Source organism: Cognatiyoonia sp. IB215182, from assembly GCF_033963905.1.
Classification (GTDB): Bacteria; Pseudomonadota; Alphaproteobacteria; order Rhodobacterales; family Rhodobacteraceae; genus Yoonia.
The window spans coordinates 1-18,313 of record NZ_JAXBMB010000011.1 but is presented as its reverse complement, the minus strand read 5'-3'; the positions used below and the strand labels follow the sequence as shown (position 1 = coordinate 18,313).

Annotated in this window: 16 protein-coding genes and 1 pseudogene; 14 read left to right on the top strand and 3 right to left on the bottom strand. The window is 52.0% G+C overall.

Annotated elements, in window-relative coordinates:
- Nucleotide 1 precedes the first annotated feature (1 nt).
- From SLH47_RS20320 to SLH47_RS20275, 10 genes and pseudogenes are all read left to right on the top strand, one after another.
- Nucleotides 2-384, top strand: a pseudogene (locus SLH47_RS20320) (ATP-binding protein); the annotation flags it as partial.
- 191 nt (nucleotides 385-575) lie between these two features.
- Nucleotides 576-1,082, top strand: a complete 507-nt coding sequence (locus SLH47_RS20315) for a hypothetical protein (protein ID WP_320242157.1) — start codon at nucleotides 576-578, stop codon at nucleotides 1,080-1,082.
- A complete protein-coding gene (locus SLH47_RS20310; protein ID WP_320242155.1) occupies nucleotides 1,051-2,181 on the top strand; it encodes an FkbM family methyltransferase in 1,131 nt (376 codons plus the stop codon). Before SLH47_RS20315 ends, SLH47_RS20310 begins: the two co-directional genes overlap by 32 nt.
- Complete coding sequence (locus SLH47_RS20305; protein WP_320242153.1) at nucleotides 2,178-2,687, top strand: FdtA/QdtA family cupin domain-containing protein; 510 nt, start codon at nucleotides 2,178-2,180, stop codon at nucleotides 2,685-2,687. The genes SLH47_RS20310 and SLH47_RS20305 overlap by 4 nt, the downstream gene beginning before the upstream one ends.
- Nucleotides 2,681-3,781: a DegT/DnrJ/EryC1/StrS family aminotransferase gene (locus SLH47_RS20300; RefSeq protein ID WP_320242150.1), complete on the top strand. Its 1,101-nt coding sequence runs from the start codon at nucleotides 2,681-2,683 to the stop codon at nucleotides 3,779-3,781. Before SLH47_RS20305 ends, SLH47_RS20300 begins: the two co-directional genes overlap by 7 nt.
- Nucleotides 3,782-3,804: 23 nt before the next feature.
- Nucleotides 3,805-4,881 (top strand): Gfo/Idh/MocA family oxidoreductase, encoded by a 1,077-nt coding sequence (locus tag SLH47_RS20295; protein WP_320242148.1) that lies wholly within the window; start codon nucleotides 3,805-3,807, stop codon nucleotides 4,879-4,881.
- Nucleotides 4,882-4,930: 49 nt separating this feature from the next.
- A complete protein-coding gene (locus SLH47_RS20290) occupies nucleotides 4,931-6,004 on the top strand; it encodes a glycosyltransferase family A protein (RefSeq protein WP_320242146.1) in 1,074 nt (357 codons plus the stop codon).
- A 113-nt stretch (nucleotides 6,005-6,117) separates the two neighbouring features.
- Nucleotides 6,118-7,302, top strand: a complete 1,185-nt coding sequence (locus tag SLH47_RS20285; protein ID WP_320242145.1) for a glycosyltransferase family 61 protein — start codon at nucleotides 6,118-6,120, stop codon at nucleotides 7,300-7,302.
- 1 nt (nucleotide 7,303) lies between these two features.
- A complete protein-coding gene (locus SLH47_RS20280) occupies nucleotides 7,304-8,521 on the top strand; it encodes a hypothetical protein (protein WP_320242142.1) in 1,218 nt (405 codons plus the stop codon).
- A 1,059-nt stretch (nucleotides 8,522-9,580) separates the two neighbouring features.
- Nucleotides 9,581-11,374: an ABC transporter ATP-binding protein gene (locus SLH47_RS20275; protein ID WP_320242141.1), complete on the top strand. Its 1,794-nt coding sequence runs from the start codon at nucleotides 9,581-9,583 to the stop codon at nucleotides 11,372-11,374.
- Here SLH47_RS20275 and SLH47_RS20270 read toward each other — a convergent pair.
- The gene (locus SLH47_RS20270) at nucleotides 11,368-12,558 is read right to left on the bottom strand and encodes a rhamnan synthesis F family protein (RefSeq protein WP_320242139.1); all 1,191 of its coding nucleotides are present in this window, start codon (nucleotides 12,556-12,558) and stop codon (nucleotides 11,368-11,370) included. The genes SLH47_RS20275 and SLH47_RS20270 overlap by 7 nt on opposite strands.
- Before the next feature lie 18 nt (nucleotides 12,559-12,576).
- The gene (locus SLH47_RS20265; RefSeq protein WP_320242137.1) at nucleotides 12,577-13,380 is read right to left on the bottom strand and encodes a glycosyltransferase family 25 protein; all 804 of its coding nucleotides are present in this window, start codon (nucleotides 13,378-13,380) and stop codon (nucleotides 12,577-12,579) included.
- A gap of 949 nt (nucleotides 13,381-14,329) precedes the next feature.
- On the opposite strand from SLH47_RS20265, the gene SLH47_RS20260 reads away from it, so the two are divergent.
- The 3 genes from SLH47_RS20260 to SLH47_RS20250 all read left to right on the top strand — a co-directional run bounded on the left by SLH47_RS20260 (nucleotide 14,330) and on the right by SLH47_RS20250 (nucleotide 16,291).
- Nucleotides 14,330-15,109 (top strand): hypothetical protein, encoded by a 780-nt coding sequence (locus tag SLH47_RS20260; RefSeq protein WP_320242135.1) that lies wholly within the window; start codon nucleotides 14,330-14,332, stop codon nucleotides 15,107-15,109.
- Nucleotides 15,110-15,219: 110 nt separating this feature from the next.
- Nucleotides 15,220-15,498: an addiction module antidote protein gene (locus SLH47_RS20255; protein WP_320242134.1), complete on the top strand. Its 279-nt coding sequence runs from the start codon at nucleotides 15,220-15,222 to the stop codon at nucleotides 15,496-15,498.
- Between the two features lie 577 nt (nucleotides 15,499-16,075).
- Nucleotides 16,076-16,291 (top strand): hypothetical protein, encoded by a 216-nt coding sequence (locus SLH47_RS20250; RefSeq protein ID WP_320242133.1) that lies wholly within the window; start codon nucleotides 16,076-16,078, stop codon nucleotides 16,289-16,291.
- 136 nt (nucleotides 16,292-16,427) lie between these two features.
- Here SLH47_RS20250 and SLH47_RS20245 read toward each other — a convergent pair whose 3' ends face one another.
- Entirely contained in the window at nucleotides 16,428-16,775 is a 348-nt protein-coding gene (locus SLH47_RS20245; protein WP_320242131.1) for an H-NS histone family protein, read from the bottom strand.
- Between the two features lie 1,350 nt (nucleotides 16,776-18,125).
- On the opposite strand from SLH47_RS20245, the gene SLH47_RS20240 reads away from it, so the two are divergent.
- On the top strand, nucleotides 18,126-18,313 hold a 188-nt coding region (locus tag SLH47_RS20240), incomplete at its 3' end, for a hypothetical protein (protein ID WP_320242129.1).

The following is an 18,313-nucleotide window of genomic DNA, read 5'->3' as shown; positions in this document are numbered from 1 at the left end:
CTTCTCGACCGTGGAACTGATCAACGCACTGGAGTAGGAAATGGTGCTCGGCAAAGCACGGAAATTGGCTAAATGCTGACCAAGGTCGGCTAGGTCATCTTGGACGAGCTCGGTGACCTGCCGTTCAGTTCGTCCGCCGGGGCGCTACTTTTCCATCTGCTGAGTAAGCTCTACAGACGCACCAGCGTGATCATCATTACCAACCTCAGCTTCCCAGAATGGGTACAGGTTTTCGACGATGCAAAAATGACCACCCCGCTCCTCGATCGGCTCACACTCCGCTTTCATATCCTTAAAACCTGCAATGACAGCTTCTGCTTCGAAGCCAGCGCTGAGGCTGCAAAGAAAACAGGAAACGAGAAAGCAACATTGCCCGCGTCATAAGCAGCGACTCATAACTGAGGGTTGGTCAAATATCGGCGAAAACACCGGGTCAGTTCTCAGTGACATTCGACACCATTTTCTCATTGGAATGAGCTGCGCTGGTTTGAACCTGCAAACTCTATAGTTTTTGACTATCAAAAAATGGATTTTCGGTATTGGAAATTGGCCGCTGTATCTCCGACCTAGGGTATGTGGAAAATGTAACGCCTCACATCAGGACGTATCGAAAGCGCGATTCCGCGACCGGAGTCGGTTGTACGATCATCTTCCAGATTGATGACGGCAACGGTAGTGAGAGCATCCCAACCGTTTCAGTCGTGGTTCACAGGAGAAACGAGGTACCAATCTATCTGCTGGGCACTGCTGGTGACGATATCATAGATGGCAAAGCTGGCGATGACAGCCTGTATGGCGGCGCTGGCGTCGATCGGGCGGACTACGTGTTTACAACGTCTGGGGTGACGGCTGATCTGGCCAATGCTTCTGCCAATACCTGTGAAGCGGTGCGGGATGTTTTGTTTCCATTGAAAGTCTCCTGGGATCCCCCGGATGCAGAAACGCTCCGTGTTGATTGGGCCAGCAACGAGTTTTGGGGTTTCGGGAACGATTCATTCACCACGAAGTCAGCACGGACATTCTTCATTTCTGGACCGCCTAAGCAAGCCAATGCAATTCCCCAACACTCCCTCTTCCCTTGATGAGATTACCGTCCCCTGGGCTGAAGAAAAAGCCGAATGGGCGCAAAAGCGTTGTGCCGCTTTTCTTGCCGCGCCCGAAGCACAGCGGTTCCTGTTTGGGCGCAACGTCTATACCGAGGCTGTTTTGCAGCACTTGGCGGTCGCTGGGATTGTCGATGATTACACTTCAGATACGGCACAAGGGGGTATTCCGATCCTGTCCATTGCGGATCTGCCGGAAAGTGCATTTGTCCTGGCTCTCTCAGGGGGGCGCCCTCTAACGGTGCGGCGCCTCCTGGAGGACCGGGGCATTCGAAATATAGACTATTTCACATTCTTACGCTGGAGCGGGCTGGATCTCCCGCACGCCGCGTTCAACGATGGTTTTGGTGCCCTAGTGCAAGCCCATGGTGACGATATTGCGTGGATCTATGAACGGCTGTCAGATGAGACTTCTCGCGCGACATTTTTGAAGCTGTTCAAGTTTCGCTACAGCTATGATCTTGATTGGCTCGGCGGGTTCACTGAACGGCAGACTAAGCAGTATTTTGAGGATTTCCTCGCCCTGGGCACCAACCGTGATGTCTTTCTTGATATCGGTGGCTTTGACGGATTCACCACAAATGAGTTTGCACGTCTATATCCCGAATTCAAAGCCGCTTATGTCTTTGAACCAGAGTCCGAGAACTTCAAGGCGTGCACTGCCGCAACCGCGGTCCATGATAATGTGCAAGTGCTGAACTTCGGCGCGTCCGATGAGAATGCGACGATCAAATTCACTGCCAATGGGTCGGCCTCTCGCATTGATGTTGATGGCGAGTTGAGCTTGGAGGTTCGAAGGATTGACGATGTGGTGCAGGAACCCGTCACCTTTATCAAAATGGACATCGAAGGGGCCGAAGCGCAGGCAATCAGGGGCGCGCTTCGAACCATCTCGGATTACCGACCGAATTTGGCGATCTGCGTCTACCATCGGCCCAGTGACTTTTGGGAAATCCCCAAGGCCATCCTTGCCCTCAATCCAGATTATCGAGTCTACCTGCGCCATTATACAGAGTCGATTTATGAGACGGTCATGTACTTCGTGCCCACGACATCTGCAGTAGGAGCCGCGTCATGAACAATACACAAGGTATGGCAGGTTCGTTGCGCGAGATTGAGCTGCCACTTATATCCGATCCCCGCGGGGATTTGACCTTTGTAGAAGGCCAAAATCATGTCCCCTTTCCGATCCGCCGAGTATACTACCTCTATAATGTTCCCGTAGATTCCAAACGAGGAGGGCATGCTCACCGTCAACTGGAGCAGGTCATCTTCGCGTTATCTGGTAGTTTCCGCCTTACGGTTGATGACGGCCAGAATAAATCGGAGTTCTGGCTGCGTAACCCGCGCAAAGGGCTTTACGTCAACAACCTCATCTGGCGGGAGATGGATAATTTCAGCCAAGGCGCAGTATGTATGGTTCTCGCCTCGCAACCTTACGAAGAAGCCGATTACTACCGCAACTATGATGATTTTCTAGCCGCTGCGCGCGCCAATCCGGATGATGTTGCCTCCGGTCTAGGTCGCTGGGAGACCATCAGGCGTGGCCTGTGCCAACTAGAGCAAGAAAGAGCATCGTGGTGACGGAGTTCCTAAATCTCGGAGCAGCTTACAAGGAACTCCAACTAGACATTGATGCCGCTGTATCACGGGTAATGAACAGCGGATGGTTTATCTTGGGCGAAGAAGTAGCCCGCTTTGAAAAAGCATTTGCTGCTTATTGCGAAGCGCAACACGCTGTTGGAGTTGCCAATGGGTTGGATGCTTTAATTCTGTCGCTACGCGCCTTAGATATTGGACTGGGCGATGAGGTGATCGTACCGTCCAATACCTATATAGCAACTTGGCTTGCCGTATCGGAGGTGGGTGCCAGCGTTGTTCCGGTAGAACCTGATCCGCAGACCCACAACATCGACCCTGCTCGGATTGAAACCGCAATCACCCCCCGCACACGTGCTGTGATTGCGGTACATCTTTATGGTCAACCTGTTGATCTGGATCCGATCCTGACCCTTACCCGGACCCACCGCATCGCTTTGATCGAAGATGCTGCGCAAGCGCATGGGGCACGCTATCGTGGCCAGCGGATTGGATCTCATGGTGACTTGGTCTGTTGGAGTTTTTATCCGGCTAAGAACCTTGGCGCGATGGGTGATGCGGGCTCTGTGACGACCAACAACTCGGTGTTGGCCGAACGTGTACGCATGTTGGGGAACTATGGAGGACGCCGGAAATATCACAATGAGATCCTAGGCCTGAATAGTAGGCTCGATGAGATACAAGCAGCAATTCTGAGTGTCAAACTGCCCCACATGGATGATTGGAATGAGCGTCGTCGACTGATTGCAAAGCAGTACTCCGAGGCGTTTGCCGGAACGGATTTGGGTCTGCCTACCCAACCCGACTATGCCGAATGCGTGTGGCATCTGTATGTGGTGCGTTGCCCTGATCGCGCCGGTCTTGTCGCACATCTAGACGCGGCAGGTGTCAGAACGCAGATGCATTATCCTATCGCACCGGCAGAGCAACCTGCTTATGCAGTCGAGGCCAAGGAATTGCGTGACCTGCCCATCGCGCGCGCATTGGCTGCCAACGTACTGAGCTTACCGATTGGGCCGCATCAATCCCAAACCGATACTGACAGGGTTATCGATGCTGTTTGCCGTTACAGTACGTGATCTCGATTAAGGAGCCCTCGGAGATGTACGATGTCAAAATCCTACTTTCGGGTCCCGGCCTGATTGGGCGCAAACATGCAGAGCTGATTAAGCAAAATGAAGACTGCAAGCTCGCGGCGGTCGTTGCGCCTCCAAGCGATCGCAATGCGATCTTTGCAATGGCTTGTGGTGCGCCGGTCTTTTCTTCAACGGAAGAGGCGCTGAACACCGTAACGGTCGATGCTGCGATCATCAGCTCACCCAATGCCTTCCATTATGACCAGGCTATGGCCTGCCTGTCGCGGCAAATTCCCACATTGGTTGAAAAGCCGCTTTCGGACCGTTCTGAGGATGCCATCCGGCTTGTCGACGCTGTAGAGAAGACCAGAACACCGATGTTGGTAGGCCATCACCGCAGTTATAGCCCGCTCACACAAATCGCACGTGATTTCCTGCGTTCGCAACAGTTCGGGCAAATGGTCGCGCTTCAAGGGACGGCAATCTTCTACAAACCAGACCAATACTTCCGCGACGGGCCCTGGCGCGCGCAACCCGGGGGCGGGCCCATTTTGATCAATCTGATTCACGAAATCGGGCTGATGCGGGACTTTGCAGGTGAAATTGTAACTGTTCAGGCGCTTCGTAGCAGCCATGCACGCAGGTTTATTGTGGAAGATACCGTTTCGATCGGACTGGAATTTGAGAATGGCGCCCTGGGCACCTTCATGTTGTCAGATGCCGCCGTTAGCTGGAAAAGCTGGGAAATGACAAGCGGTGAAAACCCTGCCTACCCGCATTTTCCCCAGTCCACCTGCTATCATTTCGCGGGCTCCGATGGGGCGTTAGATTTCCCAAGTATGACAGCCAAGACCTACCGGCCCGGAACTGAGAAATCATGGTGGAAGCCTTTTGAAGAGCTTACCTTGGATGTGACCCCCTGTGATCCGTTAAAGTGTCAACTAGAGCATTTCGTTGATGTGATCCGGGGCCAGGCTAACCCGCAGGTATCTGCCCGTGACGGCTATCATAACCTGCGTGTGGTGGAAGCAATCAAAGAGGCGGCACAGACAGGGCGACAAATTTCATTGAGTACCGAGCCAAGGCCAACGCAGGAGCACTAGCGCCGTGGGATCGCAGGTTTGAATCGTCCGTTGCGTAAAGGAGCAAGCATTGCAAAAGTCAGATATAGCGCAGACCCCGGAACGGCCTCTCGCTGCTGATTTGAAGCTGAGCGTGCTTGTTTTGGCCTATAACCATGGCGACTACATTGCTGATTGCGTGGCAAGCGTGCTTCAAAGCGCCACTGAGCATATGCACGTCTGGATCCTTGAGGATGGCTCAAGCGATCATACACTCGCAGTGCTTGAAGGCATAGCCCGCGACGACGACCGTGTCACGGTCATGACACAGCCCAACAGCGGGGGGCGCACTGCGGAAAACACCCAGCACCTTATCAATGTATCCGATGGTGAGTTCATCATGTTCATGTCTGGAGATGATATGTTGGGCCCTAGTTTCCCGATCCAGCGCAGTCTGCACAAGCTGGAGAAAGATCCACAGCTAGCTTTTGTCCTTCCAAGGCTTTTGTACCTTCACCAAAATGCAGCCGCAAAGCCCGATCATATCTACAAGGAGCAGCTCCTGGAAACCTTGATCTCGGGTGATCCCGAAAAAGTATTGCAAGGCCACCTCTATAAGGAAGTGTCTCGACTGTTTTTGCAGGGTATGATCATCAGACGCGATGTGGTTACAGCCATCGGCGGCTTCGATACAAGTCTGTTGGCCGATGATTACGCCTTTATTCTGCGCCTGTTCAAGTATCTCGCATCGAAGCAAAAGCGTTTTCTCTTCGATGCCGCAAGTTTGTGGTTATACCGTATTCACGATCACAATGTGCATCGGGTAGCCGCTCGTCAATTCCAATTGATCCTTGAAGTTGTAAAAGCCTATGTGCCCCGAGCATATTGGGACACGTTTCGTTGGGATGTGGTCGCTTTCGCAACACTTGACGATTTGGCGAACGTTCGCCAAATCTTGCATGAGCTGGTGGGCCAAAAAAATGCCGCGCACGTCGTGCGCCGACTAGAACGCCGAACCTTGCGCGCGGCTGGCAAAAATAGTGACATCAATTTGCTGAAAGTAGCACTGCACGACACCACATTTCATTTTGAAAATCGCCTCATGGCCGCGCTTCTCTTATTGAGAACAAATGCAAGAGAGAACATGAGGAATGAGACATCATGAGATCTAGAGAAGTGAAAACAGCCATTAAAGGCGCCTCTCTAAGGGTAAGGCGGCGTTTATTCTCCAAGGTATTCATACTTCGATCGATTGAAGACGCTCAGGGCCCTCCCTTCATGGAGCGTAAAACTCTTTTTGCAGAGAAACAGATCCAGGGGCATGCGCCAGAATTTTTCGGTGATACGATTGGTGTGACTGATGGATATGATGGCATGCAGATTTCTCCTGATGTCTCCGTTTACCAGTGCAAGAGTGTCTCTGTCATCGGTCGCACAGAATTCATTCAAAGCGGGCGGACCTTGTATTATCCTAAGAATCTAAACCCTAGTCTTTTTGCTTTCATGATCGAGATCGAGGAACGTGGCAAGGTTCATCAAAACAAAACGGAAATCTCTATTTTGCCGCGGAAATCGACGAAGAAATTGGGTCGCGCCATAAGTCTTTTGGGTCAGTGTAGTGGTAATTATGCCCATTGGTTAACGGAAGCCATGTCCCGCCTTGCTCTCATTGAAAGTATGGACGAGTTCAGGGGTATTCCTATTTTGGTCGATAGGGATACCCATCCAAAGTTACAGTACATCCTTGCGCTAGTGAATAATAGCCAGCGAGAGATCATAACCGTCCGTGCATATGAACCTGTTTTCGTAGAATCACTGATCTATGTGGGTCTTCCCGGAATTACTCCGGCGGAGACACGCCGTGTATTCGAAACTGGTGAACTGGATACCCCCCACGCCAAGCAGTATCAATTTTGCCCTGACGCCCTGCAGCAAGTTAGCGCAATCATGAAAGACTATCTCCCCCAGCGCGGCATCAGTGATTGTGGGGAGGGGGAAGATAACTCAATGCTTTACCTTAGCCGAACCCCAGCCTCGACAGGTAACGGACGACATTTGTTGAACCAAAGCACAGTGATGCGCCTGCTGAAGTCGATGGGTGTGATCCCCTTTGATGTATTTAATGCCTCATTCGAAAGTGTTGTTGAGATATTCCAGACCGTGCGGGTTGTCGTTAGTCCTATTGGTGCCGCATTGGCTAACCTCATCTTTAGCCCCCCCGGCGTGACGGTTATCATTCTGACACCGCACTATCCTTCCGCGAGCTTCTATTACTTCAGCAATCTTTTGATCGCCCTTGGCCATGACGTGACTTTTGTTCTGGGCCACAGGAGTCAAATTGGCGGGTCAAACCTGTATAACTCCGACTACTTTATCCGCCTCCCACTTCTCGAGGAGGCGATGGAGGAAGTCTTAAACAAGCGAAGTGACGATCCTATCGAACCTGTTCTTCTGGGGCTCTGACATGAACGTCCTTTTGATTGGTAGTAGTTTCAGCGCCATGCCGATGTTGGCGGCATTGAAGGCACGTAGCGCTCGGGTAACGGTGATAGGCAAGTACGAGGCAGACCCCTGCCATGCCTATGGCGATGCCTCGATTTATCAGGATTACTCCGACGCCGACACCTTGCTCCGGGTCTGTCGTGAGGAGCAGTTCGATTACATCGTGCCTACATGCAACGATTATTCCTATCTAGCGGCAGCGAAAGTTTCGGCGCAGTTGGGGTATCGCGGGCTTGATGACCTGGAGACCACCCAGATCATGCACAGCAAGGATCACTTCCGCCGTTTCTGTGCCGATATCGGGATACCTTCTCCGCAAATCCTGGGGGTGTTGGAACGAGATACCCCGATAACCTTGACGAAATTGGATGGTTCGGCTCTCCTCAAGCCGGTCGACAGTTTCAGTGGCCGGGGCATTCAAATCATAGATGACATCGCTGATCTGCCCGCCGCCACGGAGTGGACATTCGAACAATCTCAGCGGGCATCTGCCGTGCTTGAGGAATATGTGGACGGCACGCTACACAGTCACACGGCCTTTATAGCCGAGGGTCAGATCGTCTGGCACGATTTCATCGACGAGTTTTGCGAGGTTTACCCGTATCAGGTGGATCGATCCGTTTACCCATCGGCTCTCTGCCGGGATGTCCGTACCGAAGTGCAAACTGTTATGGAGACCTTGGTCGCGACCTTACCGTTGTGTGACGGGTTGCTACACACACAGTTTATGGTCTCCGACACGTCTTTCTGGATCATCGAGTGCATGCGCCGTTGCCCAGGTGATCTCTACGGGCACCATTTCAAGCTGGCCTTGGGCTATGATTATGAGGCTCAATATGTGGCGGGCTTTCTTGGTGTCGCGCCACGACCTCCGCAGACTTCTATCCCTATGTCCGGATGGGAGGGGGCAGCCTCGCCCTTAAGCGTCGAGCGCCAGGTCGTTTCCATTGATCGCCATCAAGCCTTTTTCTGCGTTTCAGCGTTATCAGGGGGACGTGAGATGTTCTATATTCCCCTCAAAAACAGTGGGGAACCCCTAGGGCCCGCGCCCTTTGATAAAGCCGGGATCATTTTTTTTACCAAGGGTCAATCGCCCCGTCACGAAAGCAAACGCAGTGCAGAGCCTCGAGATTATCCCGGTATGATCCTTCCTCACGCAGTCCCGGCATCGTCGTCTTAAACAGCCCGAGTCCACCAGACGTCGCGTTTAATGATCTTTCAATCACTGAGGTAAACGGCAACGCTGCTTTCTCGCTTGACTCCCAGAGGGCTCTGTTGATGGCGTCGATGCGTCCCCACCTACCGGCATCGCAAGACGTCAAAGTGAAGGTGTAAGTTCGATTTTGAGAGGAGCTACCCTAACCTAGTGAAACTGACGGACCTTGGATTTGGCCCGACCTTCTCCCTTGAAGAGGTCTGCAGGAAACCTGGGACTGGTATTGTGAACATGCCGGTACCTTGGAAATCAACTATGGATGAGGTGTTACGGCTAGGATCGCTGCAGGAGTACCAGAACAATTCTGGTAGCACAGAGACGTGGCGCAACCACAAGCTATGCCCGGTGATCTTTTTGCCACAACACATACGCCGCAAAGAGTTCCGCCGGGACGCAGCGTTACAGCAAACCGGGTGAGTCAAGAATTCGGGGCTATATACCGCCTCTGCGCGCTCGTCGCATGATCAAGAAACCAGCCTTGGCTCCCAAATGGCCCTAGTCAATGAATGCAACAGCCTCCATGGGAAGTATAAGAATAGCATAGCCCTATTAATCCATTGTTTTTCTGTATTTTATTTAGACAACCGAGCTGGATAGATTTGACGTACGTAGATTAAGATGAAGGGAAGTCAATTCTTGTTCCGTTTTGCGTCCCTGTGCTCTTACACATCTTCTCTGTTCGAGGTGATCGTTTGATCTGGTTCAACGGCCAAGTGGTCAGCGTTCCGCAAAGTTCTCAAGTCGTGGCGACAGCTGTGTTGCTGTCACTCGGTGCGAGATCCAGGGCATGGCATAAGTCCTGCCCGTCAACTGCGGGGGGATGGCCTTGTCGGACATGTCGTTGGCGCCGATTACTCTGATGATATCGCCTACGCGGTATCAGATGGGCACATTTTGAAAATCACCATCAATGATGCCTGCATCGCGGTTGGAGGCTCCGTGGTGAGAGCTGAGATGACATTGCTCCCGAAATGAATAGCTCCGGCAAAGTCACAACGGCAAGGGTCTGTACGGTGTATAAGAATGACTACTGCATTGAAATGGCATGATCGTTGGTTGGCCCGTTTACCGGCGAACCGATTGTTAACACGACTTTTGCTGGAAGGCTTTCAGGAACATCGTTGGAAATACCTCGCTGCATCTGGCGCAATGATACTTGTCGCAGTGGCAACTGCGTGCTCTGCCTGGATGATGGGGCAGATCGTGGATGCCTTGGCCGTGCCTGAAAATCGGACGCAAGTTGTTACGGTGGGCGTGGGTGTCGCGACGGTTTTCATGTTTCGTGGTTTTGCGATGTATGGTCAGGCAGTTCTGATGGCCCGCGCCGGCAACAGGATTGTCGCACAGAAGCAGATGTTGATGTATGATCGAATGCTGCGGCAGGGTGTGGCCTTTTTCAACAGCAATGCCTCTTCGGAACTGTTGTTGAAGATCACACAAAGCGCGCAATCAGCTCGAGCCATCATTGATACGATCGTTTCGGGCTTCATTCGCGATCTTCTGACACTGGTTGGGCTGGTCGCAGTCATGTTCTACCAACAGCCCGTGTTGTCCCTTGTCAGCTTGGTGGTAGCCCCGATTGTCGTCTACGGGATTCAGCGCATTCTGCGGCTGGTACGCAGCGTCATGGAGCAGGAAATGGCGGGGCTGGGCGAGATCATAAGGGTCGTGCAGGAGACGGCGCTCGGCGCCCGGGTGGTCAAGGCTTTCGGGCTGGAACCCCGCATGTTTGATCGGATGCACATCGCTGTTCGTCAGGTCGAAGATCGAAATAATCGTATCGTGCAATTGCAATCGGCAACGATGCCTTTGTTGGATATTGTGGCGGGTCTCGCGATTGCGTCAATTGTTGTGCTGAGCACCGTCGATGTTTTCGGGCGATCCCCCGGGACGCCGGGGCAGTTGATGTCATTTGTGACCGCCTTTCTGATGTCGTATGAACCCGCAGCGCGGCTGTCGAAGATGCGGGTAGTGATCGAGAGCAATATGGTCGGCGTCAGGCTGATGTACGACTTGCTCGATGAGCCCCAGAGTATGTTGGAAAAGCCAAATGCCGTTCCTTTGAAGCCTGGGCCTGGCAGTGTGGAGTTGGATAATGCCAGCTTCGCTTATGGGGAGGGTGATACTGTGCTGAAATCAGTAAATGTAGCGTTTCAGCCCGGCAAAACGACGGCTCTGGTCGGCCCGTCGGGTGGCGGTAAATCCACGCTCTTGAATCTGATCCTGCGGCTTTATGATCCCGTTGAAGGGGAAGTTCGGATTGACGGTCAAGACATTCGAAACGCGACCTTTTCCTCGTTGCGAGGAAGTATCGCTTTTGTCGGACAGGAGACGTTCCTTTTCAATGGGACCGTGATGGATAATCTGCTGATGGCTCGGGATGATGCAACCGAAGAAGACGCCGTGGCAGCCGCCAAGGTCGCCAACGCGCATGATTTCATTGAAAAGCTGCCGCAGGGGTACGGCACCATTATTGGCGAAAACGGATCTACTCTGTCTGGTGGCCAGCGCCAACGTCTGTCAATAGCGCGCGCGGTCTTGCGTCAGGCACCGATCCTGTTGTTGGATGAGGCTACAAGTGCGCTTGACAGTCACTCTGAAGCGCTAGTGCGTGATGCATTGGAAACTATCACTCGCGGGGTAACGACGATTGTGATCGCACATCGTTTGTCGACGGTGATGAATGCGGATGAAATCTGCTATCTTGAAGCTGGCGAAATTGTAGAGCAAGGCAGTATTAGCGCTTTGCTTGCCGCCAATGGCAAATTCAGGGCGCTTTATGATATGCAATCTGGAAATCGTAGCATGGATCAGTGACCAACATCAAATGATTGACTAGTCTTGGCAAAATCGGGGTATTGCATTTTAACGATGTCTATTATTTCCGCCAGAATAGTGTCGGCTGGCGGTGTTAGTTGCCCGTCTTGAATGGCTCTAAGATAATTCAGTCGCATTTCCGAAAATATCTTCTCTTGATTTTTTTTCATGAAAGACGTCCCTAACATCTGATCGTTTGCGTAGCAAAACGCCGCGTTGAAACGCCTTCGATTGATGCATCTGCGCACATGATCCAGCGCCATATCTCGCCATCCTAGGCTGCCGGTTGTGAGATGGCGAAGTATGTCGCCTTGCCGACGCAGGTCCTTGTCGCCATAAGACGCATACTTAAGTGATGTCTCAATAAACTGATCATCCTGTTCTGCCAGGTGTTCTAAGAAAAGTGTTCTTGACGTTAGTGCCCCGGATACCAAACCAGCCTGTTGCATCTTTCGCGAAAAGCCGATCTCACCAAATTTAATGGTGTCAGGTTTGCTGTCCGTCATCTTGTAATCCGTCCAGAAGTTCTGGAATGCGGGAGCGCGCCATGCTTTGCCGCTGATCATGTAAAAATAGGACTCAATGTGCTTCAACCCGCTGGGTTGGCCACCTTGGTGGTCGTGGTTTATCTTTTCATCTTCAATCAAACCGAGGATATCCACATCCCTTCGCTCCTCCAGACGATTCATCAAGTTTGGCGCCATTGGCATCCAGATGCTATCGTTCATGATGATCACGCGTTCTGGCGAAATGCCCCGACGGGCGATTAATCTGATCCCGTCCTTATAGCCGCCAAAATCATAGCCAAAATTCGGACGCTGGACCAACAGGGAACATCGAGCCAAAAGACCCCTCTCATCTTCTTGATGCACGGGACTGTTTGCAACCACAACAGGTGCATAGCCATGTTCGACAAGCCAATCCAGCGCTGTAAGGGACGAGTGAGCGATACCGTCTGGCTGGTAAATCAGGTAGATTGCCAGCTTTGGTCCAAAGGGGACCTTGCCTTCATCACGTCGCGTCAAAGAGTCGAAGTCGCGTTCATATGCCGCCCGCCGCGCAGGTTGTTTGAGGCGCGTGGGCAGTTCGGCGATCGTAGACGGCAATCCTCTGAATTGGCCAGCCACACGCGACACCTCTCTACGAAGCTTCCATGCAGGAATCATATTCCAATCAAGAAACACCAGATCGCTTCCATTCGGCTAATACGCATTCGATGATCTGAAAAATCCGATTTTACCAAGCGTAAGATGAAAGCTCTTTTTCACGAGTGCGCATCCTCTGTTTTGGTAGACGTTCATGCGGCGGCTTACGTGGAATTTTTTGACTTTGCTAAAGCCAACACCGGTAATTGTGCTGTTCCCTAGATCATCGGCATGACTTGGAAATGGCTGGAGCGCAAAATGGCGGAACGTCCGCAAATCAATCCGATCCAACGCATGATCAATTGGTTGCAAGATTGGCAACATATGTGGCAACAGTCGTTTTGCGCAAGATCGGGTTATGAGATATGCGCTCATGCCGGTGAAGGCGCCGATAAATGCGTTGAGTTGGTAAGGACCTATCAAGTCCTGTTTGACGGGAAATTTTGCGCGTGTCCGGGACAGTTTCAACATGTCCCATTTATCAATGCTGGCTAAACCATGCTGTATTGCGACGAGAAAATCATCATGTAGTAAGATGTCGTCCTCCAGAACAAGCGTGACATCATGTCGACTGTCCAAAAAGTCCCGCCAGACGCCGATATGCGACATGTAGCAGCCGATCTCGCCGGGTAGTATTATGCGACCCACGTTTTTTTCAAAAGCCGGGATATCGACAAACTTGGATATCTTATCCCATTGCATCTCGCCATCGACGGCTTTGTATAATTGGTAGTCTAAAGAAAGAGCTTGTAGTTGTTTTTCCACGCGCAAACGACGTTCGACCGAGCGCGGTAAGCTAATGAGCCATATGGCGATTTTAGGACAGATATAGCTTAAACTCTTTTTCGTCGTATCAGCCATCCGCAAGCAGTGCACCTATCCAACACCTCAGATGCGAATTCTATTGTCTGATCGCTGTATTAGGAAATACAAAGGTGCTATATATTAATAGGCATTGACTATCTCGCGGCTGTGGCTTCCCGCCGTAGTGAGATGTAATTCGTGTATTGTTCGTCGGTGGAGACTTCGTTGTGCTACGAATTCCTGGTAACGAACGCTCTCGGTTGGTTCGGCTTTGCCCACGTTTTCCAGTGACGTGATAATGTATGTATCGCGTCTGTGCTGTCTTTCCTTGATCCCTTTTCTCACCTGTCTCGGGGCCGGTATGAACTGAAAGCCGGCAGAGCAACTGAACGGTCATACCGCGGTTTGACCAAGCGCGATAGGCGCACGTAAGTGCTTTTCGCGGATAGTGAGCGGACGAGCATTGGCTAGTGTTGCATGCGACACCTGAATGGATAACTTCAAAATAGGCCAGTCCAAAGGGGGTGTCACTTCTGAAGAGGTGCTAAATAATAGACTTTACCTATCAAACTATTGCCTAAATCTATTTTATTTCGGCGACTAAACCTGATTGATTTGACATGAGAAATTGATCCGCGACCCAAATTGTGTCTTGCTTCGTGAACAGAGTGCGCAGATTTATTTCCCATCGTTCGCTTTTCGCCGGGGTGTTCGTCTTGGTGGCTGTGTTGTTCCCCTTGTCCGAGTAAGGTGCTTCAATGGAGAGTTTCAGAATGGCAATCAATCCCCCGGACCTACATCCGACCCGGAGCCTGCTCCACGTTTTGGTTCGGGACAGTTGCTTGAACAAGTTCAAGGCTATTGTAGAGCCAAACATCTTTGAAACACAGCAGGGGCCCGTTGACCCTGACCCAACGCAGATGAGTAGTGTGATCTGCGTGCGTGCCATTGATGGTCGATATCATGAGGCGTTTTAGATCAAAAGGAACAAAAGGAGAGATCCGACATGCATATGGCGACGAGACTGAGCACAACCCTTTCAGTTTTTCTTCTGACTGCAGCATGCCTTTCTGGTGGCGGACAGAGCACTAACGCTGATGTTCCAGAAATTGACTCTCCAACATCTGGTGGCCCAACACCCGAGGGCCCAGGCGAGGATGGTTCGGATGCAAGTGGTCCGAATGTGTCCGGTCCGATCTCGATCTTTAGGTCTGGCAGCCAGGCAGAGGGACAGTCTACAATTTCGGCACTGATCGGGGACGATGATATAGGCACCCGCGGTGGCAGCAACAGCCCCACCGGTGGTTTCGAATTCATTGTGGGGCAAAGCCCTGACACCGAAGATCTCATTGCGCTCGCTACGTTCTATCCTGGAGCATTCTCAGAACCTGGCGGCGGGCCGACATCCGGCACAGTACGGTATCGTGGTGACTTTTTCCTCAGCCACATCACCGGCATCGGTTCGGATGTCGACGGCTCCTCATCTGCTCGTCAGGAAAACCTGGTAAACGGTAGGGTAAACTTGAATGTCGCATTCGACGACGGAGCGTTTACCGGGACTAGTCTCAGCAGCTCCGCTGTCGGTGAAACTTTGGCCCTTGACGGACAGATCGACCGAACCGGCGCCATGAACGGGACAGCGACTTTTGCAGGTGTGACAGCCGATCTTGAGGGTGCAGTCTTTGGCGACACCCTAAGCACAAACTCTACTGCCGTTGGGGCATTCGCGGGCAGCACCGAAACAGAAGCGATTGTGGGCGGGTTCAAAGCCGACAATAGCAACTAAGCGTCGCGGAGTAACGTTTTGACCGTTTGCCTTACCTGGAGGTGGCAAGCATCCCGGCAAATGGACATTTAAGCCAATAATGGAATGACAACTGAGTTGGAGCGAAAAGCATGGGTGCCGAAACAACGGCTGACAATCTTGAAAGCTTAGAGGCCGTCCAAGCCTATCTTGAAGCCGCTTTTGAAACCAGCGACAAGGCTTTGATCGCAGCGGCGCTTGGCGATGTTGCCAGAGCCAAAGGCATGTCGAGTGTGGCCAGAACTTCGGGCTTGTCCCGCGAAAGCCTCTATCGCGCACTCAGCGAAAACGGCAATCCCGAATTGCGCACAGTTCTAAAAGTGCTTGATGCTGTGGGCGTTACGCTCGTCCCCAAAATGCACTTGAGCTAACTCTCGAAGAAGGTCGATCAGGTTCAGTTGCAACGATCGGAGCATTGGCGTTCTCGCGCATCACCCGTGAAGGACATATATAGGTCATTATTTGAGAAACCGCTGCTCACAGATCACGTATACTAGCGCTTCCAGAACAAACAGCGGCCTGATCGAGGCTGAAGCCCAGTTATTCATCAGGCCAAAAGCGCTTAGTCTGCAGGTACTTGCGAAAACACACCGATTTATTCGTTGAAATCCGCGTGTGTGTTTGGCGCACGAGGCGGAACATATCACATGCCGCCACAAAGAACCTCGATGTAAGCCGTTAAGCTTCCCTATCCCGACGGCATCTTCACCCATGAACGACACCAGTGTTCGGATCATCGCCCCGGTTGATCACGACGTATAGATCGCGATGCGTCACACCCAGCGCGTGATTGATGCATCTTTACGGCAGAATGCGTTTGATGGGCAGGTCAATGACTGACACCGGGAGGACAATCCGTCTAACGCAGTCCTCCTCTTGGCCATGCTTCTCAACCACATCTTGCCGCGCCGAGAACCGCTGAGTCTGACCAATGATAGGTCGGAAGCAATGCAGCTTGAGGTCATGTCAAAACGGCAACTGCTCAAGGACGTGCAACGGGCCGCGGGCGGCGCAGGCTACATTTTCAGACGCGGTGCCACCCCGCCATCAGCCCAAACCGTCGCTTGCATACCCGGCATGCTTTGGACCGCAGCACGCATCCGCAATGTGTCTGACCTCGATGAAGAGCAGCACGGGCGGGCGCTGCAGGGCATGATGTGCTAGCGGATGGTGTGGCCTACAAATTGAGCCGGGAATTCAGGTTCAGCTTGTAGTGCGGAAGATGCACCGCACCGATCCGCTAAAACTGTTCGCCTCAGAAAGCCAACCAAGCAGTACCGTCGCGTGGCGTTCCTAGAGATCAGATTGCCATGTCGTCAGGTGTTTTGCCCGCTGCAAGTGCTGCATTGAACCAGTCTGGTTTGCGTCCCTTGCCAGTCCATGTCTGTTTCTTGTCATCGGGATTTGCGTATTTGGGCTTACCGCGCACGGCTGGCTTTTTGGCCGTCTTGCGGCCGACAGGCTTTGCGGGTGTATCAGTCGTGCCGGTGATCTCGGCAAGCGTAAACCCGTGCTTCTTCGCTGCCCGTTCCGCGGCAACAATTGCTGCCTTCTTCTCGCGCGTTGCTACCTTAGCCAGGGCCTTGTCGATATCAGCGTTGAGCTTCTCCAGCTCTTTACGTGTCAGTGATCTCAGATCCATTTGCATTCTTGCTGTTCCACATGTTGATCAGTGGTTTACAACACAGAATCCGGCGGGAAGAAATAGATTTATCGTCAAGTTCAGGTTATTCAGCACAGGTTTGTCGCAGTGGTGCGCAGAAGCGTGCTCTACGGAGTTTTTGGCTGGACATCGCCTGAGGGGCAATCTGATCATGCAGGCCGACGTAAACTCACGGATGCATGGTGGAATTGCTGACTGTGATGGCGCGCATCGGGCTTTTTAGTTCGATTTGAGTGAGAAGCCGAGGGACTTTCTAACGGGGTGGCAGATTCATCCACTTGGATACTGGGCTTGGCGTTTGAACCTGAACGATGTCAGTTTCTTCCCCTTCGACTTTGAAAGAACGATGGCAGGCATCTGGACTGTCGGAAAATGTACGGTTTAGATCATCGATGAAAAGGACGATGTGTTCGACCTTCCGATTGATCGTGTTGACACTAATGCAGCCGCAGTGAAGCCACGTGTAAATGGCGTTACATCACGTCAGTGCTGCGCGACAAAAACTGGCCGGCTCAATCCCGATTTCGGCGAGATTACGAATGGTGCCTATCGGGTCAAAAGTTGGGAAGTGCAATTCATCGATGCCACTGCGTCGAAATCAGGGCTTAACGGGTGTTGAACATGTTTAGCGCGTGCTGTGACCGTACCCGCAAAGCAGTTACTGGCGTGAGGTGTCGGACAAACCGTGTAGTACAGTAGACAACAACCGCCTTCGCTACACCCTGAGAGGCTCGTTAGACTGATATCCCGATGGCAGTTGCACGGTTCTGGAGCAAGAGTTGAAACCGACGGTGGATCCTCTGGCCGAAAGCCTGTCGGGGCATTTTTTCAAGTCACTAATGCGGTCGTGATTTATCCAGAACGAAACGGCTCAGCAGTGCTGTCCTCGCCTTTGATCTTCTCCAGAATGATACTGATTTCTTCCTTGGCTGCTGACTGTTGCGCGCCAGATGGCGTTCATCTTCAGTCGTTTTCTTGTGGTGACACCATCGGTCTCAGGGTCTGCTGTATTGGGGCCAATGTCAGGCTTGCGCAAAGATATCGCGGTTCCGGTGGATGAACAGCCTCACCATAGCCGATGCATATCATTGTATAGCATCTCGGTATTTCTCAAAACGGCAACCGGATACTAGTCTCAGTCATCAAGGGCCCTGGCGGATGTTTTCTTCGACACGCCTGCCAGCTACTCGCCGTCACTTGCCCTAAAGGGGAGGCATCAAATCAACTGACGAGGCTTAGGGTGCGAAACTGGGACAAAGTTTCTGCGCTGTCGCTTTCAAATCTGAACTGTCTCGAACTTGTACGGAGAATACCGGAATGTGCGCGTATGTTAGCATGGAAGACCTAACTGATCTGATAAAAAACGAAAATATAACAAATAAAAACAATAACTTACTTGCATTCAGAGTGGAGCCGAGTATCATCGCTTCATCGCTTCATCGCTTCATCGCTTCATCGCTTCATCGCTTCATCGCTTCATCGCTTCATCGCTTCATCGCTTCATCGCTTCATCGCTTCATCGC